General features: G+C 42.8%; 15 protein-coding genes. 7 read left to right on the plus strand and 8 right to left on the minus strand.

The features are described from left to right. Positions 1-234 precede the first annotated feature (234 nt). Positions 235-1860, plus strand: a complete 1626-nt coding sequence (locus CV014_RS07800; RefSeq protein ID WP_236141519.1) for a TfuA-like protein — start codon at positions 235-237, stop codon at positions 1858-1860. Between the two features lie 14 nt (positions 1861-1874). Here CV014_RS07800 and CV014_RS07805 read toward each other — a convergent pair whose 3' ends face one another. Then, positions 1875-4529, minus strand: coding sequence for a tryptophan 7-halogenase (locus tag CV014_RS07805; RefSeq protein WP_236141520.1), 2655 nt, complete (start codon positions 4527-4529; stop codon positions 1875-1877). Beyond that, on the minus strand, positions 4514-6016 hold the full coding sequence (locus CV014_RS07810; RefSeq protein WP_236141521.1) for a tryptophan halogenase family protein: 1503 nt from the start codon (positions 6014-6016) through the stop codon (positions 4514-4516). The genes CV014_RS07805 and CV014_RS07810 overlap by 16 nt, the downstream gene beginning before the upstream one ends. Positions 6017-6371: 355 nt before the next feature. Between CV014_RS07810 and CV014_RS07815 the strand changes: the two genes are divergently transcribed. The 4 genes from CV014_RS07815 (at position 6372) to CV014_RS07830 (ending at position 12169) form a co-directional block, all read left to right on the plus strand. Continuing rightward, complete coding sequence (locus CV014_RS07815) at positions 6372-8129, plus strand: MBL fold metallo-hydrolase (protein WP_236141522.1); 1758 nt, start codon at positions 6372-6374, stop codon at positions 8127-8129. After that, entirely contained in the window at positions 8047-9603 is a 1557-nt protein-coding gene (locus tag CV014_RS07820) for a lantibiotic dehydratase (protein WP_236141523.1), read from the plus strand. The genes CV014_RS07815 and CV014_RS07820 overlap by 83 nt, the downstream gene beginning before the upstream one ends. Positions 9604-9710: 107 nt before the next feature. Continuing rightward, positions 9711-10529, plus strand: a complete 819-nt coding sequence (locus CV014_RS07825; protein WP_236141524.1) for a hypothetical protein — start codon at positions 9711-9713, stop codon at positions 10527-10529. Between the two features lie 146 nt (positions 10530-10675). Beyond that, positions 10676-12169 (plus strand): MBL fold metallo-hydrolase, encoded by a 1494-nt coding sequence (locus tag CV014_RS07830; protein WP_236141525.1) that lies wholly within the window; start codon positions 10676-10678, stop codon positions 12167-12169. Positions 12170-12238: 69 nt separating this feature from the next. Here CV014_RS07830 and CV014_RS07835 read toward each other — a convergent pair whose 3' ends face one another. The 6 genes from CV014_RS07835 to CV014_RS07860 all read right to left on the minus strand — a co-directional run bounded on the left by CV014_RS07835 (position 12239) and on the right by CV014_RS07860 (position 20085). Continuing rightward, on the minus strand, positions 12239-12472 hold the full coding sequence (locus tag CV014_RS07835; RefSeq protein ID WP_236141526.1) for a hypothetical protein: 234 nt from the start codon (positions 12470-12472) through the stop codon (positions 12239-12241). A 456-nt stretch (positions 12473-12928) separates the two neighbouring features. Then, positions 12929-13588 (minus strand): TVP38/TMEM64 family protein, encoded by a 660-nt coding sequence (locus tag CV014_RS07840; protein ID WP_236141527.1) that lies wholly within the window; start codon positions 13586-13588, stop codon positions 12929-12931. Positions 13589-13660: 72 nt separating this feature from the next. After that, positions 13661-14194: a CDP-alcohol phosphatidyltransferase family protein gene (locus CV014_RS07845; RefSeq protein WP_329608357.1), complete on the minus strand. Its 534-nt coding sequence runs from the start codon at positions 14192-14194 to the stop codon at positions 13661-13663. Between the two features lie 187 nt (positions 14195-14381). Then, a complete protein-coding gene (locus CV014_RS07850; RefSeq protein ID WP_236141528.1) occupies positions 14382-17021 on the minus strand; it encodes an NHLP bacteriocin export ABC transporter permease/ATPase subunit in 2640 nt (879 codons plus the stop codon). Then, positions 17014-19260 carry a CHASE2 domain-containing protein gene (locus tag CV014_RS07855; RefSeq protein ID WP_236141529.1) on the minus strand — a complete coding sequence of 749 codons (2247 nt, stop codon included), beginning with the start codon at positions 19258-19260 and terminating at the stop codon, positions 17014-17016. The genes CV014_RS07850 and CV014_RS07855 overlap by 8 nt, the downstream gene beginning before the upstream one ends. Before the next feature lie 30 nt (positions 19261-19290). After that, positions 19291-20085 (minus strand): DUF928 domain-containing protein, encoded by a 795-nt coding sequence (locus CV014_RS07860; protein WP_236141530.1) that lies wholly within the window; start codon positions 20083-20085, stop codon positions 19291-19293. Between the two features lie 212 nt (positions 20086-20297). On the opposite strand from CV014_RS07860, the gene CV014_RS07865 reads away from it, so the two are divergent. Together CV014_RS07865 and CV014_RS07870 are read left to right on the plus strand one after the other, a co-directional pair. Beyond that, a complete protein-coding gene (locus tag CV014_RS07865) occupies positions 20298-21338 on the plus strand; it encodes a cyclic nucleotide-binding domain-containing protein (RefSeq protein ID WP_236141531.1) in 1041 nt (346 codons plus the stop codon). Positions 21339-21380: 42 nt separating this feature from the next. Beyond that, positions 21381-22820 carry an NHLP bacteriocin system secretion protein gene (locus CV014_RS07870; protein WP_236141532.1) on the plus strand — a complete coding sequence of 480 codons (1440 nt, stop codon included), beginning with the start codon at positions 21381-21383 and terminating at the stop codon, positions 22818-22820. The last annotated feature ends 27 nt before the right edge of the window (positions 22821-22847 follow it).

Raw genomic sequence — 22847 nt, forward strand, 5'->3', positions numbered from 1 at the left:
TGAGGAAATGAGCAACATAACACCAATTCTCCAAAATTGAGCAACTGTTGCTGAATCAAAGTATGAAATGCCAGCAATACCTTTCTTTTCCTTTGTTCCTTCGCGCCTTTGCGCCTTTGCGTGAGACAATTCATATTCTCAATCAGCAACGCAGAATTTTGAATTGGTATAACTTGTCAGCTTTTGCCCTCTAACTCTTAGCTTTGTTTGTCAGTATCTATCAACATGGACTCGATGGCTTTAGAACCTAGTCAGATTTTCATCTATCTTGGCCCGACTCTCTCAGTTACCCAAGCTAGTCAAATTTTACCAGCCCGTTACCTTGCTCCTGTCCGTTGTGGTGATATTCTGGCTTGCTTGCGGTTGCAACCTCGTGTGATTGCGATTATTGATGGTTTTTTTGATCGCAATGCTTCAGTGTGGCATAAAGAAATTCTTTGGGCGATCGCCGCAGGGGTACGGGTGTTTGGCGCAAGTAGTATGGGCGCACTCCGAGCTACTGAACTAGAAACCTTTGGTATGGAGGGCTTTGGGGAAATTTTTACTGCTTATCGAGATGGTAAGTATATCGGGGACGATGAGGTGGCGATTTTACATAGCAATGCAACATCCCAATACAAACCCTTGACGGATGCTTTAGTTAACATTCGCGCCACAGTTAACCATGCGGTGTCCCAAAACATTCTTGAGCCAGCGATCGCCAATTTAATTATCAATTGTGCTAAAAAGCAATTCTTCAGTCAACGATATTTGCGCCAAGCAGTGGCCGATGCTGAGGCACTGGGGGGTGATGCCAAAGTTTTAGCTCATTTTGGGGATTTTGTCGAAAATGGTGGCTATGTAGACCAAAAAAAATTGGATGCCATTGGACTGCTGAAACATCTGGTAACGATGGTTGGGGAAAGTCTTGAGCAGAATCAGGTCAACTTTCAACTCAGCAAGTCAATGTTTATAGAGGAACTCCAGGCTAGAGTAGCCATCCGTCCCCTAGCAAAAGCATATTCTTGGCTACCTCTAACGGAAAAAGTCTGTCAAAAAGCCCGATTGCTGGGCAGAGTTTACATTCAGTTACGTAATTTGGCTGGATTAATGCGATGGTGTGATGCTATAGCTCAAAGTCAAAATCTGCTACCCCTAAATGTGAATTTAGCTGAAGTGAATGTTATTTCAGATGAGTTAGAACCCGCTTTAGGAGAACGTTGGGGACGAATTCAAGCATTGCTGAAAATTTATAGTGAAGATGATGGATTTCACCAACAGGTTGAGCAACTACATGGATTTATTCTGACGATGGTTGGTAAAAATCTTTCTGTGGAAGAGGAAGAAAATCAAACTCAATCAGTATTAGTAAGTTGTGAGCGGCAATTGTACCGTTTGGTTGCGACTCTCTGGACTTTAGCAGAACGGACTCACAGCGAGTCTGAGGTAAATTTAAGACCTAGTATTGTGCAAAAAGTTACCCAAAATTTTTTACAACAACAGGGAGTGACTAACGAGGCTGAATTAGAGACTTGGCTGGAGAATAAAGGCTTGAGTGCAACTGAATTTTCGCAGATGATGACAGCGATCGCCCGCTTAGAGGGATTTGTGAATGTACCCCGATGGTGGGGTCGAGGGATGAGCGAATATTTCTCTGTTACTGAGTGTTTTCTGGCCGATGCCTTAAAGTTATCTGGGTTTTACAGCATTTTAAGCAAAACAGTACAGTCAATTGCCCAAGTTGAGCTAGAGGAAACTGAACTGAGAGATTTTTATCAACTCAATGCTTTTCCCCCAGTATGTAACAGCACCCAAGTAGCTTTTTGGTTAGATTTTAGTGAACCAGAAGATTTTGTCACGTCGCTTCTCTCTGAATTTTGAATTTTGAATTGATATTAAGCTGGTAGCCAGGTGTGTAACCAACTATCTCGACGCTGGGCAAAGTCATACAGCAAATCTGGTCTTGTTTCCCGCAAGCATTTGAGGGCTTCGTGTTGAGACATGGCGGTTTTAGCCAGTCCTTGAAGAATTGCCATTTGGCGTTTCCAGGTGGCTGCATCTTCTACCTGTTCTACAAAGCGTGTGGGTACTTGTTGTCCAACTAATAAAGTGTCATAGGAGTGATCATCCGAGAAAAATTCTGGTGGATGCAGTGTATAAAATAGGGAATTTCGGTAAGACAGAGGTGCGCGTTCTTGATACAACGCTAGACGTTCTGCTGCACCAGAAATATCTGTGTCTTTATTGGCTGCTTCCCAGAAGGGGGTAGAGAGACGGTGATTAAATTTGTAGTGAATTCCCAAAAACCAGCGTAGCGCGTCCCAACGTTCATTAATTTTGCGATTGAGTGTAGATTTAATCGCCTCATCTCTTTTGGAAGCTGGTAGGTTATTCATCAGAAGTTCTAATTCCAGCACAATCATATGTAGTGCTGTTGATTCTAAGGGTTCGACAAAACCATAGGAATTACCGATCGCTACAACATTACCACGCCAAAAATGCTCATGTCGTCCAGAGCGAAACTTCACTACCCAAGGTTCACTCATCCCTGGATTTTTCGCCCGCATTTCTGTTACTGCTTGATCCACACTACAGAATGCAGATGAAAACACATAGCCTCGATGGTCGGCATCTTCAAAGGGTATATTCCAACACCAACCATTATTCATGGTTTCCGCTAGGGTGTAAGGTTTGATAGTGCCGTTATGGGGAACAGTGGCGGCGATCGCCTGATCAGTGAAGAGTGTATCCTGATAACTGACGAATTTTGAACCAAGTTTCTGCTCTAGTAAGAAGGAACGAAAGCCAGAACAATCAATATACAAATCGTAAGCGAGTTTGCGCCCATCGTCGGTGATTAAATGGGTGATGTTTTCGCCATCAGCAGCAAGTTGAGCATCACAAATCTGCACATCTAAATGTTCAATCCCAGATGCTAAGGCTTCTTCCTTGAGATAGCCAATGAACCGCCGATTATCTAGGTGATAAGCCCAGCGCACCAGATGTAGTAATGATAACGGCTTACCATCACCCCGATCAAAAATAGGGGCGCGATCGCTACTCATTAACATTGCCCCCAAGGACTGATTATTCAACGTGGCATCATAGAGGACTGATTCTAGCAAGCGTCCCCGTTGAAAGGGAAATGTAAAATCGTAATCACCTGGTAGTCCCCATTGAAACTTAATGCCCAATTTCCAGGTAGGCGCAACCCGCCGATAAAAATCAACGATGTCCAACCCTAAAAAGCGGGGACTATGGAGGAATTTCACCAGTTCAGGGGTTGTGGCTTCCCCCACACCAATGACTGGGATGGCACTCGATTCCAGCAATGTCACTTTAATATCGGGATGGAAGGCACGAAAAGCCAAAGCTGTTAAATATCCTGCCGTACCACCACCTAAAATTCCTACTGTTTGGTAACTATCGGCGGCTGGACGGATATTAGCTTGCAGGGGATTAGGCCAAATTCTACCGATTTCCTCAGCCGCAGCTGCGATCGCACTTCGTTCTAACACTCCCAACGGTGCATCTAATTGGGGTGTACACTCTTGACATTCACCACTAGGAAACAGCCTTTTGACAATGCGATCGCCCTGACGATTAATTTTGACAACGCTAGTAGCGCGAGTTGGGGTGAAAGTAGCCAAAACTGCGATCGCTTCTTCAATACAAGTCTGGGCTATGGATGGGAAGGGTGTAGGGGTGTAGGGGTGTGGGGGTGTGGGGGAAAGAATAGGGGTTGACAGGTGCGGCAAGATATCTTTTAAAACGGAGGGAATCGCTTCCAAGGTGACGACTCGACAACCAAAACAAGCGGTTACACCTTTAATCACTGTGGGGCCGATGAGTGCTGTGTCTGGGGAAGCCGTGACAAATAAACACGGTTTCCCAGTGGTTAAGGCTGATTGATTGACATCGAAAAGGGCTTGATATGGCACACCTTCCAATGCACAGATAATAAAGTCAAATTCTGCTAAAATTTCACAGAGTTGAGCAACAGTCACAGCGTCTACATTATTGTGGGGTACTGTGAAAGAGCCGTTAAAAATTATCCGTTCTTGCTGGAAAGTAACGAATTCTGGCGTTTTACAGGAAGCGAAATCTGTAAGGTTTAAAGCACGACAGTTTTGAAACCCTGCGTCAGTAAAACTGTGAGTGAGAGTATCTAGTAATTGGTGATTGCCTAAAATAGCGATCGCTTTTTGCTTGATATCATCGGGGACTGTGGGCAATTTCCAGCCTTGATTTTGGGGTGTGACTTCAGTTGTCTGCGATTCCTCTAAGATATGCAGTTGAGTTAAAGCGGAAAGAATTTCCTGTAGGTAGTGGCGATGATATTTATTTGCTAGTTCAGCATAAATTGCTTCTAGGGTTTGCACGCCATCAATTAGTGTGAGTAACTCGCGGATAGTATCGGGCTGAATGCCTTCGAGGGCGAATACATCATTATCTACCCAACTACACACCTCACCCGCCGGATTGAGGAGTAAATGAGCATTGGGATTAATGCGAGGTACTGAGGGAATAGTATTTACGAACTCAGCCATTGACATTTCCTTTCCTTCACAACCTGAATTGCCTCATGAATTGATAAGGCGTTGTCACAATTTTTCATGAAATAGTTTTTGACTTGTCGCCAATAATCTAAATCCAGGGTTTCATGTTTGTTTTGATACTTTGTTGCTACCCGTTGACCCATCAGTAGATTCAGATAACCGTTATACCCAAAAACACTATTAGGGCGGAGGAGAATTTGACCTATGGGTGACGGCCCATTGTTTTGAAAAAAGTCTACGATCGCGGCTGCTTCACCAATATCAGTGTGCTGTTGACAGTGTTGCCAAAATTCCGATTCTACATAGTGATTGAACTTAAAGTGAATCGATAAAAAGTCACGAATATCATCCCATTTTTGAGCGATCGCCCGATTTGCCAAATTAATTAACGCTGGGGTGGGTCGTTGGTCTGAATCAATTAATACATCGCATACACATTTAATGGTTTCGCCAATCATGTGTAATCCCGTTGATTCTAGGGGTTCTACAAAACCTGACGCATTACCCACTGCGACAACATTCTTCACCCAAAATCGTTGATGTCGTCCTGATTTAAACCTAATCTGACTAAAATCATCCCTCATCAGGGGATTTTTCTGTCTCATCTCTTGCAGTGCTGCCTCATCACTGATAAAAGCAGATGAATAGACATAGCCACGATTGACACGATCCTGTAAATCAATTTGCCAACACCATCCCGCCTGCATAGTTTCGGCTGTGGTGAAAGGATAGATCGAATCATCTCGCATCCATGTGCCTGTGACGGCAGAATCACAGAATAAGCTAGTAGCGAAACTGCAAAAAGGTTCTTGGAGAATTTCCCCTAACAACGTAGAACGAAACCCAGAACAATCAATAAACAAATCACCAGTTACACTTGTTCCATCTTGCAAGCATAGTTGGTGAATATCGCCATTTTCTGCAACTGTAATATCTACAACAGGCTGATCAATAATCTTAATGCCAAGTTCTAAAGCTAGCCTTTCTAGATACGCCACAAAACTAGAATTTTCAATATGGTAGCCAAAGCGTTCATCAATGACAAATTCCCCATCTTGGCGACGGAAGCAAGGCGATTTATACTGCTCCATCAACAGAGAGTAAATACTAGAGTCTGTTGTGGAGTCTAGACAATAATAAGCCGTGCTTTTTTGCAAAACAGCCAATTTATCAGCCAAATGAGTCACAAAAGGATAGTTGAAGTGAGACTGGCTAGGATCACCCCAAATAAACTTAATTCCCAATTTCCAAACGGGTTGGGTTTCCTCGTAAAATTGCTCACGATTTAATCCTAGATACTGATGGAGAAACCAAGGTATCCAAGCGGTAGTTGCTTCACCAACTCCAATAATGGGGATTGTTTTGGAATGAACTACCACCACGTTTAAAAATGGCATTTTGAATTTGAGAGCTAAAGCAGATAGAAACCCTGCACTACCTCCGCCGAAAACTACAACATTTTGTATTATCTTTTCCACATGAATAACTCAAAAATATCAACTTATTTATCAAAAATTTTTAAGAAAAGTAGACAATTTTTGATGTCTATGTATTCATATCAGACTGACATTTGAGAAGAGAGCTAAATATAGCATAAATAAATATTTTTGCTATAACTTCATCTCACTCAATAGAAATTTTAGCTGCGGTTAAACACAACTTCATAACTTAAAATTCATTTACAAACGCTCTCTAATTAGATTTAGCAATTGTTTGTCACCAATCTTATCAATAGATTCTAGAATTTCTTCTTAAATTACTTAAAGATTTGTACTGTTCATGAGACAAATCGGCTAGGATTTGCTGACAGTATAAGATACGGAAATAACTATAATGCGTGTCACTATCTGTGGTCATGCTGCTTTATATATCGAAACTATTGATCAACGCATCTTGCTTGATCCATGCTTTGCTAATGAGCTTGTGGGCGGGACACTTATCTACTATCCCGGTCGAGTGTTTAACTTAGATAAACTGCCCAACCTGACGGCTATAGTGGTGACTCACGGACACTTTGATCACTTTCATCGTCCCACACTGGAAAAATTGCCCCGTGAACTACCTGTCATTACAGCCGATGAGCCAGAACTGTTGGCGCAGTTACAACAGATGGGATTTGCTGATGTGAGAGTCTGTCAACCTTGGCAAGCGATCGCCCTCGGACAAACTCACCTGCTCCCCACGCCTTCCGACCACGAAGAACCAGAGTTTGGGTTAGTGGTGCGGGATGTGACAGGAACATTTTGGCACATGGCAGACGCAGAAGTAACGGTAGAAATTGGCGATCGCCTCACCCAAGCCTATGGTGCAATTGATCTGATTTCTACTAAGTATCAGCCAGTAGTCCGGGCTAGCATGGGCTATCAGCATGGTATGGGGGCAACGTTTGACCGGGAAGGGGTAGTTAGTTGGTTAGAAGCAGCTTGTGCTTGCAACCCGGCTTTAATCTTCCCCTACGCTTCTGGGCTGTGTTTTAGTGGTCGTCACGCCTGGTTTAATCGTTATGCCTTCCCCTTAAGTGCAGAAGAGACGGTGCGCTTGTTGCAACGTCGCCTTGGCTCTCCAGAACGAGCAACAACGGTGCGTCCTGGTGATGTGATTGAACTTCAGGCTGGTCAGCATCCCCAGCGACATGAACAAGCAGCCGATTTCGTCCAAGTCAAGCCCTCTCCGGTATTGCGTTGGCAACCCGTCGATATCAGCACCCTCACAGGAGTACCAACACAGCAAGCACGACAGACTCTACAAACACAGCTAGAGGCATTATTACTCACAGGAAAATTTGTCTCATGGCTGCAAAGCATAGTCAAGCATACTGATACTATTTGGGCTAAGTTTCCCTCTGAGCAGGTTGTTTGGCAATTGGTAGTTCATGCTGGAGATGGCGAACTGTTAAACTATGCCATTGATTTTCGCTCCCAAGATTTGGCTGTAGTTTCCGGTGAACATCCAGAAGCTAACTTTTTTACCCACATAGCCGGACAAGCTCTAGCAGAGGTGATGACTGGTGCCAAACCAGGGCTAATTTTTTGGCTAGCTGGGGAGGTGCGGAGTTATGAAAAAGTAATCTGTCTCCGCAATGGTTGTTTTGCCGCTCCCCAGTGGCCGAATATACCTGAAGATTTCCCCTCAGATCCCCTGACTTACTATCTCCGTCATTTTGGGGCGGGAAACATCCCCAGTGAGCAGCTAGAGACAGCAGAAAATTCTCTAGCAAGTCCCGATGATATTCAGATTTTGACGCGTCTGGGGGAAAACGCAGGAGTCATCAGCAAAAAAGTTCTCTTGGCTTATTTGGCGGTGAAAGAAGCAGAACGTTTAGGGCTGAATATTTCTGATGCGGAAATTCAAGCCATGTCTGACTCCTTTCGAGAGCAATTTAATTTGCAAGATAGCCAAGCAACTGAGCAATGGTTAAAGGCAGCAGGATTAAGTCTAGAAGCATACTCAGCCGTGATGCGAGACTTTACTGCTGTCCTGAAGTTAGAGCAGCATTACACTAGCGTCATTGAGCCGTGGCTGGCCAATCATCGCCGCGTGGCTACAGCTCGTTATGCGCGATCGCATCCAGACTCAACAGACAATGAATAATCAGCCAAGATTTGAGTTTGCCCCGGCGGCTATCTTACGGGCTGCGGCTTGGCCTATCGAAACTATTCAAGGTTTCGGCAATCCAGAACTCGCCCAATTGGCACTCGCAGCCAGCCGCAGTCAGGATGCTCACATCTGGAAAGCATACACAGATGCCTATCAACAGGTACACGCCCAAGAGCGGGAAAGACTGTGGCAAATTACCGCAGGCGATTCTTGGTTTATGAAAGCATTGCTGTTGTCCAATCCATCCCTTTTTACAGAGGTACAACGTGGGCTACCACTCAGAGAAGGGAAACGCACCAAAAAAATTCGCCATTTAGAAACAGCACTGTATCGTTTTCTAGCAAGGGCGGCGGGACGCACCACACCCTATGGTTTATGGGCTGGTGTGGGTTTAGTCGAATTGGGCAAGACAGCACAACAGGTATCAACAAAGGCAGAGTATTCCTTTACACCTGATTTGCGTCCTTGGCAAAGGATATTGCGAGCGATCGCCTACCGTACAGAATACCGTCAAGCTGCAACTTGGCGAATCAATCCTACCTTAAAGCAGCAAACAGACGGCTCTTGGCGTTTTTGGGCAAGAAAGCCTGATGGGTTAGTCGAACAGCGTGAAATTGATTCCCAAGAAATTGTAGATGTTCTTTTGGAGGAACTCACAAAATTAGAACTGGGAACATTAGATCAACTGTCCACAACAGTAGCAGCTTCACCCCTATGGCACTATGCAGCTAAAATACAAGATATTCTGAATATTTTCATCGATGAGGGTGTACTTGTAGGCGGACTCGACCTACCCTATCAATTTGCAAATCCCTGGCAAGCCTTAGTTCTAGTAGCAGACAACCTGATTGAGTCAGATCGCCATCTCTGGCGCACAGCTATTCACCATCTTCAGCAACTGAGCGATACTCTAGCAGCGCAGCTTGAGGTCATGTCTGTGGATACACTAGCAGAGTGTCTACAACAAGCCAAGAGATATATTCAGGAACTCGCCCAAGGTCTTGGCGTTGAACTCATCCAGCTACCTGATCCAGTGCTGCACTGTGATTTGGGGCTACCATTGCAGATTACCCTTGATCAGACACAGCAAAATATTTTACTGCAAACACTCCGAGACTACGAAGACGGCTGGATTCAAGGCATTAGTCCAGCCTCAGCCTTGCGGATAGCCTTCCGTGAACGAATGCAACAGGAATTTGCAATGGGTGTGGCTCTTTGTGATCTAAAATCCAGCTTAACTTCCGAAATGACTAAAGCTCATAGTCATCCCGCAGTTGTCACCCGCATAGCAGAGTGGGAAAGCTATTTATCTCACGACACAGAGGAAATAGTTCTAGAAACTAGTAACAATAGGCTCAACTCCCCTCTTTCTCAAGCCCCTTTTGGTTGCTTGTTTGTCAATTTATTTGCAGGAGCAACTGTAGAGACATTGCATACAACGTCTCTACATATTCCCCTTCCCTTGTAGGGAAGGGGGTTAGGGGGTTAGGTTCTTTTAGTCACACCCCCACACCCCCACACCCCCACACCCCCACACCCCTAGAATTTTTAGTTCATGGCATTGGTGATGAACCCGTGCGAATCTTTGCCCGATTTAGCGAATTACTCAAGTGTGATCATGTACTGCATTCTTGGTTTCAAACCAGACTGGAGGATTTGTCCACCCAACATCACATTCAGGTGGCAGAACTACAAACACCCTTTGAGCATAACCCCAATGTTCTAGCTCGTCCTAATTTCGGGATTGCGCCGATTGAATTGTGGGGCGCAAGTGCAGAAACTCCATCCCTAGCTAATGCCAAAATTTTTCTTGATGCTCAAACACAGCTACCTTTCTTAAAACTGTCTGCCTTTACCAATCCAGTAGCAGTATTTTGGTTTTCCTCAGCTGCGATCGCAAATTTTGACCCCATCTGTGAACAGTTACTTTGGACTACCTTTCAGGATCACCCGATGGCTGTTTTTCGTGCTGCTACACAGCCAATGCCGATTGAACTCACCGCACCCCGATTTACTCCGCGTGTGCGACTACCAAAAAACGCTATTGTACGTCCCCGTCGGACTGTTTTGAGTGGGCAAATTTTAACAGAACTTGCTCAAATGCCTGCAATAGAGCGTTTTGCTAAGTGGCAGCAATTAGCAGCTACATATGGCTGGCCGATGCTGCTGAATCTACAAATTTCTGGTCAATATTCACTTTTAATACATCGAGATAGCCCCCTAGCAATAGAGTCCTTTTTCAAAAAAAACTTACCAGCACAAACTCCCTGGCTGATTGTCGAAGAGTTAGTCAATCAACCCTGGCTAGTTGACTCCCAAGGACAACATTACATGGCAGAACTAGCCATACCGTTTACCCGAAGTGAACACGGTTGGAGGAAATTAAAAATCTAACTTGAAAGTGCTGAGTGATGAGTGCTGTTAGCGGAAGCGGGGCGTTAGCCCGTGCTGAGTGGGGAGTTAAGAGTAATTAGTCAATTAGTCTTTGCTGCTTCTGCTCCCCATGCCCAATGCCCAATGCCCCATACCCAATATCATCTATGACACTTCGCAGATTAAGTAACAAAATTAGATTCCAACTGATTTATCAGGATGAAACAAAATTTGGCAGTGCTGTCACTGGACAATGCGACACGACTATCCGGCGTTACTGCAAAAGCATCATGGCACATCGTCAGCAATATGGACTGGCAGATGTGGTGGCGCATTCACGGGAATTACTAGCAGCAACTATGATTCCTGGTGGACTAGCAGATTTGTATACAAGTCCTGGGGTACTGCGGGAAGATTGGCTTTATCCCGATAGTCAAGCTGTTCAACCCGTCGCATTGCAATTAGAACACAATATTGGTGAAAGTATCGCCACCCTCAAACTCTCGCCCTATCTCTTATCTGATTTAGCATTGTATTTAGGGGAATGGCAACAAGGAAGTCATGCTCCGACTACAACCCTGGCTCGTGAGTTATGGGATGTGTTAAATGATTATGGCGCGCTGGTTCAAGAGGCTATGCCAGCAACGTCTCTATCAAGTCATGCTACCTTTGTGGGTCACTCAACTCTACAATTCAGTGATGGCAACTCTAGTATTTTGTTTGATCCATTTGTGTTGCCCAAGTCTGAGGTTTATCCACCCAACTATCAACCCCTCAGCCTAGAGGAACTAGGACAACCTGATGCCGTATTTATCACCCATTCTCATCCTGATCATTTTGATTTAGGCACATTGCTCAAACTTGGTGCTAACACAGCAATCTTTGTTCCTGAAGTGCAGCGAGAATCTGTATTGGCAATTGACATGGCATTGCGGCTGCGTCAGTTGGGGTTTGATAATGTTCACACCCTGAGTTGGTTTGAAGAAAGGCAAATTGGCGGGATGAGAGTTATCGCCTTGCCATTTTACGGGGAACAGGCTACCGTCGGGGATGTCCTCCACCCAGAGATTCGTAATCAAGGTAACACTTATTTGGTTGAGTATTGCGATCGCCGTGTGGCACTGACTGCCGATTCTGGACGTGATTATCTGGGAAATGTCAAAGAACTAGCAGCTACAGCCAAAGAGCGTTATGGTTCGCTTGATACTCTCTTTGGTGGTTATCGTGGTTTTGGACTCTATCCAATTCAGTACCTATTTTCCTCAGTGGCTCGGTATTTGACTTTTGTACCTGAAAAGATTTGGCAAGTCCGGCAAAAAATGATGTGCGATGCCGATGATGTCATTGATGTAGCGGAAATCTGGAATGCTCAACGTCTTGTACCGTACTCAGATGGGGGTGCGCCTTGGTTTTGGCAGCGTGGTCTTGGCCCTTGTCTAGATGGATCACAACCGCACATTATGGCAGTTGATCCTACCCCAGACCATGTTTGTCAGGTAGCAAATCAGCGTTCAGGGACTCGCAAAGATGGAGCGATCGCGTCTCCCGTCTCAATTTGTCTGCTGCGCCCTGGGGATGCTCTCATGTTTTCACAAGCAGATATTTCAGTTAAAAATCAGTCTTGGCCTTATGTAAATTATTCAGGTTTTAAAACTAGGTAATCTTAATATTTCAAACCAAGAAAATATCCTACCAATTAATTATTAAAGCTACAATACAACCCTGATTTTTTACCATTTTGATTGTAAGTAAAAACCACGAATTCCTCCACCAGCAGTAGTTTGAGGTGCGCCTCTATTGGGAGCAATAAATGGTTGATTAGTTTTTAGATGGGGCATTTTTAGCACAGGCGTTAACCCAAATTGCGGCTCTGGATTTGCTTTTGTGGATACACCAGAAATAACAGATAATCCCAAAAAAATAGAAATTGATGTCACACTTAAAATTTGATTTAGAGTATTCATATATTTTATTGCTATTAATAAACACAACACTCTTTTGCAGAGATGCAATGTCTTGCCCCCTACATAAGCGCATATTTTGTGTAGTTGAAAATCTCTATAGGAATCCGCTTTGATTCCTGAAATCATTTGCGTAGGAAGGGAACAGGGAACAGGGAACAGGTAAGAAGGAATTAAAGTGTACTGAGTTCTTTTCAAAAATCAAATAGGAATCCTATATATATTTAAATTCACCCGATAAGAAAGGTTTTACGCAAACAATAACTACCCTCTATACTTTCGGCAATAAAATATGGGCATGGGAGCAAAATTTCTCCTACACCCCCACACCCTTACACCATTTCACGAAAAATATGATACAGATGTAAATCCTGAAAACCTTGCTGCATCTGAGTTTTTTAATTGCGGTAGCGTCTCGGAGAGAAGTGGGACGTACCTGGAGGGGAAGCAAGCTACGCGTTAGCGTCTCGGAGAGAGTTTAAATAACAACGGTGACACCGATAACAATACCAAAAAAACCGACGCGAGTATAAAAGAGGACGCGTCGCTTCCTTCTAAAGCGGTTTTTCCAGAAGCACCCAACCAGGTATAAGCAATCGTCCCTGGAATGACTCCAATTAAAGTTCCAAGGGTATAAATCTTCAGGTTGATTGCGGTTAGTGCCAATAAAAAGTTAATAATATTAAATGGAGCAATCGGGGCAAAGCGCAGAGATAGAACCAAGAAAAAGGGATTGCGTTCAAGTGCTTGATGCCATTTTTGCAGCAGTTTATGTTGACCAAATTTTGCTACTGCCCAATCCCGAAATAGGTATCGAGTCAGACAAAATGCTCCTACTGCTCCCAATGTTGCGCCTAATGTAGACCAAAGGCTTCCCCATCCCAAACCAAAAACTACACCTCCAGTTAATGTATGAATTGTTATCGGTAAACCTAAGACTGTAACCAATACGTAGGTGAATATAAATAAGGGAACAGCCCAAATACCTAATCTTTGCAACCAAAATGAGAGAATCTCTTGATTGAGCAAATTCCGTAAGGGAGTTGTGAAAAAGAGTAAGATTGCACTCAGCAGTAGTAATATCTGGAAATTTTTGCGGAGTAGACGCTTTAATCTCACTGAACTACACTCCGTCCTGACTGGTTGACGAGTGCATTAATGTTTTACGTAAATCAACTGCGTGAAAGATACTCAAATATCACATTGCCAAGTTGGTAACAACAGCGTCATAGCAATTTCTTCTAAACTATTGAGCCAACAAAGTGCGATCGCAAACCAAAGGGTGTTTACGTAACCAAAACCAAATAGCCCCACTGTCGCCGCAAGTAGGGCTAATCCCCATGCTTTAGCAGTGTAGGTATGGAAACTAGGGAATTTCTGAAACTTGATTAAACTAATCGCGAACAATATTAGTTGGATAGCGATCGCGGATAATAAAGGTACTCGAAAAGCGATGATTACTTGGGGATATACTAACCAGGTACTAATAGCCACACACAAATACAAACAAATATCAGCCCAGCTATCTGCTTGACGAAGTTGGGTTGTACTAACCTTTAAGCGACGGGCAATAATACCATCAAAAATGTCTGAAAGTACGGCAATAACGTAACCAATGATGAACCAAAAACTGGTTTTATGGTCTAAAGCATCGAAAACTAGTAAAGGAGCTAGAGCGAAGCGCATCCCCACTAAAATACTCGGAAGATGTGATAGTTTGATCATCGTTCCCCACTTTCCTGAAGTTAATTAAATTAGGATAAAAACTGTAATAAAATCGACAAATTTGCTATAAGTATAACAATACAGCCGTGCAAGAGCGATGGCTTTTCCATGCTTGGCAACGCTACCGCGTTTACCACGCTTCAATAAGGCTCAGTTACTACCATAGCCTACCCCCACACCCCTTACCCTAAGCCATCTGTCGCGCCATCAAATTCGCAAATAACCCCTTTTGAGAAACTAAGTCCTCAAACTTACCTTGCTGGACAACTCGACCGGCTTCAATCACATAAATTCTGTCAGCATTGCGGATGGTACTGAGGCGATGGGCAATTACTATACGCGTGACTCCTAAATTGTCTAAGCTGTTGCTGACTATAGCTTGGGTACGATTATCTAAGGCACTGGTGGCTTCATCAAAAATCAGGATTTTGGGTTTCAATACTAAAGCACGGGCTATTAATAGTCGCTGTCTTTGTCCACCAGACAGGTTTGTACCACCTTCGGAAATGACTGTGTGCATTTCCATTGGCATTAATTGAATATCATCCGCCAACCCGGCCATGCGTGCAGCTTCCCAAGCTTCATCCATTGTTACCAATGCGCCGCTAGAAATATTCTCAAACATGGAAGCACTATTAATGCGCCCATTTTGCAGAACAACACCAATCTGTCGGCGCACTGCTGATATATCTAATCCTGATAAATCTTGACCATCGTAGTAAATTGTCCCGTCTTTTGGTGTTTCAAACCCCAACAACATCCTCATAATTGTCGATTTACCACTGCCAGAAGGCCCTACTAAGGCAATAAACTCTCCCGCTTCGGCTTCAATGGTGACATCATCTAAATTCAGGGGGCCGTCTTCTCGATAACGAAACGTCACATGATCTATCTTGACTTTACCTGTTAACCGTCCAGGATCACTTTTGTTGAGGTCAATTTCTGGTTGTGCTTGAAAGATTGGTTTGGCTCGTTCCCAAAAAATGCTGATGTCTAATATGCTAACTATGGTGTTACTCAGTTGTGTTGCACCCAAGATAAAGATAGCGAAGGCTGAGTTAAACGCTAAAAATGTCCCTGTAGATAATCCTGCGCTGCCTTGAAATGGGGCTTGTGTAATTAATACCACTGCCAGCCAAAAGATGATGATGGAAGTGATTGTTGGCATGACAGTATTAAATATAGCTAAGATGTCTTCTACTATTTCTGTACTTAGTTTGAGTTTGAGTTGCTGACTGTACTTTTTTGCCCAGTAAGCAAAGGCTCGGTCTTCGGCACTGCTAACACGCAGTTTAGATACGCCTGCAACCATCTGGACAGTAAAACCAAAAATTTCTCCTTCTATTTCTTCTAAAATACGCAATTTCTGGCGGGTAAGTATACCAGAGACAGTGGTAAAGATGATTGTCACAAGTGCTACTGCTAACACAACTAAAGCCAAACTAGAACTGTAGACAAACAACAATCCCAAATTCAGCAGGGAGAAGAAACTAGTAAAGATGGTGCGTAATACTGTGTCACCGAGTTTCTGACGAATTTGAGTGATAGCGGAAACACGAGATTGTAAATCCCCTATGGAATACTGCCGAAAGAAAGATACTCGCAAATTCAACAATCTATCCCACAGGGCAGCTTGGGAATCTAAACTACCTTTACTGTCTAGTCGCAGTCCGGCAAACCCTTGGGCAGTTTGAAAAACTACTGTGCCGAAAGTGGCTGCTAACAGACCTAAGCTGATTTGAAATAACAAGCCTCGGTCGGCATCGGGAATGACTGCATCAATGAGAATGGCGGTGGCTAAGGGCGTTAACATCCCTAGTAAGGCGGCGATTGTCCCTGTCAGGAGGATGATGATTAGTTCTCGTATCTGCCCTTTGAAAGCAAACTTTAACAAATCGATCGCAGTTAAATTTTGCTCAGGTAGGGAACGATAAAACACATAGGCAAAGGGAGCTAGTTTTTGAGCCGTATAATCATTGACAGGGATACGAGTATGATTTTCTGGGTCAAAAATTTCGTATTTTCTAGTTCCTGCTGGTAAAATCGCTACTGGGCGATTATCTTGATGCGTATATGCCAGTAGAGGACTAGTATCCTTTAGCCACCATTGATTGTTCAGTAATACTCGCCGAATCCGAATGCGGGATGCACGGGCGATCGCTTCTAGGGGTTCTTTAATCCGATTCATATCTTCGGAACGCGCCGGAGGCAAAATCTTCATCCCTAATGCTCTACCTACTGCACCTGCGGCAATTAACAGGGGTGTCCCGGCTTGTAACAGTTCTGCTTGTTTGGGTTTGAGAACTGATGCCAAATTCCCTAAAGCACCAACTTTGACTTGATGGTTAAGTTGTTCTCGTGCTTGGAATTGCTCTAATTTAGTGGCTAACTCCTCTTGTTCTATCTGCACGAGAATTTGACAAAAATCGCTGTGCAGTTGATTGAGAGTTACTTGGATGCTATCCCAATTATTCACCTTATCAGGATGGGAGAATATAGGAGGAATGACACAGCGATCGCCTACACAACTACAAATATTTTTCCCCCAAGTCTGCACTAACTCCAGCGAACCTTGAGACTGATCAGTTAATTGCCACAGTACAGTCTCTTCCATTGCTACCGCTAAAATTTTATGCGTCTGAGTGGCTATGCCAAACAATGCTTCCCCTGGATTGACAGTAAATAGATAACGGCGTATTCCGTCAATTCCTTCGTGAATGGGAATCGCAAACAGCGCGATCGCACCTGATTTCATCTGCCACACGGTGTGCGGATCGTCTAATAACAAGGACTGATTGCTGGTGAGCAATAACTGGGAATCATTCATTTGGACTTATGGCATTTTGCAATTGCACTGCTACTTCTGGGGGTATGTTAGTAAAGCGAATATAAAAACTATTTGGTTCTGCTGTTTTGTCTAAGACTTTAGCATAGATGTCTTCAGTAATTGTGGTATGAGGGGGTAGAAAAAAGTTTAATTTTAAATTGGTAAATGGTGGCAAAATTACTGAATTTGCGATGGAATCATGGCATATTTGCGCTCCTGTGGCTGACAGCTTAACTAAGTTCCCTCTGCTCACAGTTTTATCTACGTCTTTACCATCCAAAATTGCGTACTGTAGGGGAATTGCGGCTGCTAGTTGCGAAAATATTTCTGCTGCTTTTGCCAGATATAAATTGTATTCTCCAGCGATGCCACCAATTTCATATATTTTTATGGGTTGTGTCACACCTTTGGCTTGTACTTCTTTAATGTCCAAAATTTGGGCGATCGCACCAACTTCATTAATAGTTGATTCGGAAACGAAAATTTGTCCGCCCACTGTATAAGATTCAATACGATAAGTTAAATTTACTTGACTACCAATAACTCCATATTTAGTGCGTTTTTCTGAACCAATATTACCGACTACTACTTCTGCTGTATTAATCCCAATGCCCATTTCTAGTTTTGGGAATCCCATTTGCTGAATTTTTTGATTCACATCTGTCATTGCTAACTGCATGGCTACGGCACAAGCAATTGCTCTACTTGCATCATCATTTCTAGTAATGGGCGCGCCAAATAAAACTAAAATGCCATCACCCATAAACTCATCAATAGTACCTTGATATTGAGTAATGACATCTGCCATACATCCCAAATAAATATTAATAACTTTAATCACTTCTTCCGCCGATAATCTCTCAGATGTAGCGGTAAAACCCCTTAAATCAGAAGTGAGAATTGTGATTTTTTTGCGTTCTCCACCCAGTTTTAAACCTTCAGGATTTTCTAGTAAATTAGCAACTACTTCATCAGTCAGGTAACGACCAAAGGTTTTGCGAATAGCTCCCGCAGTCCTAGCAACATAAGCAGTTACAGCAATTCCCGAACCGATTAATGTCATGAATGGTGGGACGAAAGGAATCCACCATCCTGCCAAAAAAGCTAGATAACTAATACCTATGAGACTACATCCAGCCAGTGATAAGCTAATAATAGGTAACAGTGATTTTCTTTTAGAAGTGCCACTATATCTTTGTTGCCATCTTAAGGTTGCTCCTATCAATGCCCACAGAAAAATCCATAACCATTCTTGCGGTTTATTCCAAGTTTTAATTAACGGCCGATTATCTAAAGTCGCACTTAAAATTTGACTGATAGCATGAGCATGAATTGCTACGCCTGCCATGCGTTTTGGTGCTGTTAATATTGTGCTGCTGGCAGGTGTATAGAATAGGTCTTTGAGACTTTCGGCCGTGGAGCCAATTAACACAATGCGTCCCTTGAATAAATCCTGGGGTATGCGATTTTCTAACACATCTATAATTGATATTTGCTGAAAACCTGGTTGAGCATGACGATAATTGATTAGTACCTGATAACCTTGGTCTTCGGCTCGCACATAACCACCATCATTACTTTTAAATAATGGGTAAATGACATTACCTGTTTTGACTAAAAAATCATCGGTTTGTCCGACCTCTATATGGCGATCGCTCAAATCAAGATAAGCTAATTTAAAAGCAAAACTAAATATATTTTCTCCATTTTTATCAGCTAAATACAGTAAACTACGACGAACTTTTCCATCCCCATCTAAAGGAAAATCATTTGCACCTACTTGTCCGAGTTTTTTCAGTGTTGGTGGTGGTGCAACTGCTGAACTGTCATCATTTTCCGCAACTTTCTGTATCCCAACTAAATTGGGTGTAGTCTCAAAGATTTTCACTAATGAATCATGGCCAGAACCCACTGGCAAATCTCGATATAAATCTAGACCAATTGCACTGGGTTGTTGTTGTTTGATATTTCCTAAAATCTGGGAAAGTAAGCCATCTGGTAACGGCCAATTACCATTTTTACCGAGCTTCTGCACATCCGATTCATTAATTTCCACAATGACAATGCGCGAGTCTAGAGATTCTGGAGGACGTAACAGAAACATTTGATCCAGTGCAGCTAATTCTAACATCTGCAATAGTCCACTCAAGCGCAGAATGAACACAAATATACCTACGCTGGGAGCAGTAATTAAGATACCGCGCCATTGCCAAATTTGTTTCTTAATTTGACTCCACATGAGATTAAATCAAAATTTAAATAAGAGCATTTAAAGCTGACTCCCACATTCACCTTTGTGGTTTTCTTTTAGAGTCTGGACATTTTCTAGATATTGATTGAGCAAAGGTTGGGAAACTAAATCTTTTAACCCGACTGACTCTAGAAAGACTTGCCAATTGGCTGCTACTTTACGATCGCTAGGATGTGCTAAACGTTGTTGTACTAAGGTATGCAATGCTTCATGCCAAATGCCGGCATTTGCGTACACTTGGGATAGTTGCTGGGGATTTGTCCTGGCTAGCTGCTGGGATAAGGCTGGCGTGGCTGGGATACGTTCTACCCAACCATCTACAGTCATTTCTTTTTCTGCTTCTGGATTGCAGGCGATCGCCAAATACCAGTGATACTTTTTACCAACTTTCAGGCTAGATGCGTTAGATGGCAGAGTAAAACCCACAATTCCCGATTCTTTAGGAAGTTTAACAGTTGTTTCGTAGACTACACCTTGATCATCTAGTAATGAAAAGTGCGCCTTTTGTACGCTAACTTGCGGCACAAACCAGTAAAAACTAGGACGTTCAGCCAAAGTTAAACCGAATTTATTTTGCGGTATTAAGGGCTGTATAGTTTCTTTACTTGCTAACTCACAGAACCTTCCACGGCTTCCCCCACCAGCAGTTGTGCGGGGTGCTTGGCGATTTGGAGGGATAAATTTCTGGCTGATTTGCCAGTTTTGCCATCTTCGTGGTGATTCAGCTATGCCTTTGGGCAAACTAGAAATGCTTAATAATCCTAAAGAGAGGGAAACTGCTGTCAGATTTATAAATTTTTTTATCAAATTCATATTAAGTTAGGTTAATTTTCCAGCCTCTAAAAACAACAACTATATTTGCTAATGCCAAAGGTGATATTAATTTAAATTAATTACCTATATTAAAACTAATACTACCTGAATGTCCAAAAAGAAATTTTAACTTAACTATTATGACAACTTTACAAGCTGACATTTGATTGCAATAGATAACTTCATTTCACTCATCATCAATTTTAGACAATATGCTCAGACAAATACTAGCTAATTTCCCTCATTTCCTAGCTTTGGGAGATAGAGATATTGATTGGATGCTTAGTGTAAGTAAATTCATAGAATATCATACTGATGAAGTTCTTATTCAAGAAGGTCAAGCAGTTATCAATACGGTAGAAATTTTATTAGCAGGCGCATTAAGTGTTCGTGTTTCTCCCACTGGAAATATAGAAGATGCGGTGGAAATTGATCGGGTAGCGGTGGGAGAAATTGCCGAATCTCTATCTTTTATAGATCATCGTCCCCCCTCTATTAGTTGCATAGCCTTAGAAAACTCACGCGTGTTATCTCTACCTCGACTGGCATTAATTCAAAAGTTAGAGCAAGATAAAGCGTTTGCTGCTCGTTTTTATCAAATGCTGTCTCTGTCACTATCAAAGCAATTGCGACGATTAACTGATTTTCTCGCTAAAACTAACGTTTTTCCTGGTGAACCGTTACGTAAAGTTTTATTTGTATTTGCCATCTTGAATGATAGCGATATTGATTGGATGATTTCCCAAGGAATCAGAAAGCAAGTTAATCCGGGAACGATGCTAATTGAGGAAGGTAAACCTGTTGAGGCATTATATATATTATTAGATGGTAAATTAGGAATTTTTGTTAGCACACCACAGAATGAACTGGCTCAAAAGGAAATTGCTAAATCAGTCAAAGGTGAAATTTTAGGAGAAATGTCTTTTGTAGAAAATACAAATGCTTCTGCCACAGTCAAAGCCGCAGAATCTTCAGTATTATTGGCACTACCACAGGCAATATTAGCAGCAAAATTAAAGCAGGATACAGGATTTACAGCCCGTTTTTATCGAGCGATCGCGGTAGTTTTAACAGATAGAATCCGTGATCGATTATTCCGGCGAGGATTTGGCAAATTAGCTTACCAATTAGATGAACTTTTATCTGAAAATATCGAAGTTGAAGATGAAATCGACTTAGATACATTAGACAATACTGCCCTAGCAGGTGCTAGATTTGACTGGATGATTAAACGACTGAATAGGCAATCTTGAACAACAAAAGGTCAACTATACCCAATTCCAAGCTCCAAATAAATGGCTGATAAAGAGAGTATATTTCGCAAAGAATCACTGGAGCGGTTATCTTCTCCAGAAAGATTGGATCAATTAATGCAAATAGTCAACCCTTTAGATTGGCTACCTTTGGCCACTTTGGGTGCTTTTATCGTTTTGGGGTTAGTTTGGAGTATCTTTGGCCGGATTCCCATTACAGTGTCAGGTAAGGGAATACTGATTAAACCCAATCAAGTTGTCACTTTTGAGTCTCCCATCTCTGGACAATTGAAAAGTCTGAATGTGAAAACCGGACAATGTATCGAAAAAGGACATATTATCGCCACAATTGATCCTACTGATCTCAAACAACAATTGCAGCTCCAACGCTCCAAATTGGCGCAGTTGCAAACACAAGAACGGGATTCTATTTTACTTCAGCGACAACGTACCGCCAAGGAAAAAGAAGCGATCGCATCTGCTAGAGTTAGCTACATTCAACGTTTGCGAGACACCCAAACTCTCACACCTGCATTTTATGAAAAAGGCTTAAATGCGATTCGTCAACAGCGTATTAGTTTACAGCAACGCCTCAAAGATGCTACGGAACTTGTACCAGTGCTGCAAGATAGATTTCAAAAACGTCAGCAACTTTTAGACGCAGGCGCAATTGCCAAAGATACCGTGTTACAAGCAGAGCAAGAATATAAACAAGGGTTACAAACCGTCTATGATATCCAAGCACAACTCAAGCAGTTAGATGTGCAAGAAACGGAAGCACAGCAGAGATACTTAGGAAATCTCAGTTCCGTCGGTGAATTGCAAGCGCAATTAAAAGACTTAGAAACGAGGAGTAAACGTATTGATCAAGAAAACGCAGAAAATATTAATACTAAAGTTAATCAAGTTCAGGATACCAATCGAGCGATCGCCCAACTAGAAAAACAAATATTAGATAATAGTCAAATTATTAGCCTCAGTAGTGGTTGTGTATTAGAAATTTCCGCTTTTGTTGGTCAAGTTGCTAGTCCCGGAACTCCGCTTGTATCTGTCAACACCAGCGACCAAAACACTCCCCTCATTGCCATCTCTTACTTTAACGTCAAAGATGGCAAACTGATTCAACCAGGAATGACCCTACAAATCACCCCCGACTCCGTCAAAAGAGAACGCTTCGGTGGTATTGTGGCTCAAGTCACCTCCGTTTCGGCTTTACCTGTGACTAAAGAAGGTGCAAATTCGCTGATTGGCAATCCTGACTTAGTGGCAAAAATCTTACCGACTGGCGGCGGAGATATGGAAGTGCGAGCAGAAATGGTCATTGACCCATCCACCTTTAGCGGTTATCGTTGGTCTTCCTCCCAGGGGCCAAAATTAGACATTTCTGCGGGAACAACCACCACTGTGCGGGTAAAAGTAGCAGAGCAGGCCCCCATTACTTTTGTTTTGCCCATTCTCCGTGAATTTACTGGAATTAACTAAACAAATCTAGCGATTCTGTTCCCTCCC

The sequence above is a fragment of the Nostoc sp. CMAA1605 genome, from assembly GCF_021596505.1.
GTDB lineage: Bacteria > Cyanobacteriota > Cyanobacteriia > Cyanobacteriales > Nostocaceae > Trichormus.

Coding starts and splice junctions, on each gene's coding strand:
- CV014_RS07800 (WP_236141519.1), top strand. CDS start 235: ATGGCTTTAGAACCTAGTCAGATTTTCATCTATCTTGGCCCGACTCTC.
- CV014_RS07805 (WP_236141520.1), bottom strand. CDS start 4,529: ATGGCTGAGTTCGTAAATACTATTCCCTCAGTACCTCGCATTAATCCC.
- CV014_RS07815 (WP_236141522.1), top strand. CDS start 6,372: ATGCGTGTCACTATCTGTGGTCATGCTGCTTTATATATCGAAACTATT.
- CV014_RS07830 (WP_236141525.1), top strand. CDS start 10,676: ATGACACTTCGCAGATTAAGTAACAAAATTAGATTCCAACTGATTTAT.
- CV014_RS07835 (WP_236141526.1), bottom strand. CDS start 12,472: ATGAATACTCTAAATCAAATTTTAAGTGTGACATCAATTTCTATTTTT.
- CV014_RS07845 (WP_329608357.1), bottom strand. CDS start 14,194: ATGATCAAACTATCACATCTTCCGAGTATTTTAGTGGGGATGCGCTTC.
- CV014_RS07850 (WP_236141528.1), bottom strand. CDS start 17,021: ATGAATGATTCCCAGTTATTGCTCACCAGCAATCAGTCCTTGTTATTA.
- CV014_RS07855 (WP_236141529.1), bottom strand. CDS start 19,260: ATGTGGAGTCAAATTAAGAAACAAATTTGGCAATGGCGCGGTATCTTA.
- CV014_RS07860 (WP_236141530.1), bottom strand. CDS start 20,085: ATGAATTTGATAAAAAAATTTATAAATCTGACAGCAGTTTCCCTCTCT.
- CV014_RS07865 (WP_236141531.1), top strand. CDS start 20,298: ATGCTCAGACAAATACTAGCTAATTTCCCTCATTTCCTAGCTTTGGGA.
- CV014_RS07870 (WP_236141532.1), top strand. CDS start 21,381: ATGGCTGATAAAGAGAGTATATTTCGCAAAGAATCACTGGAGCGGTTA.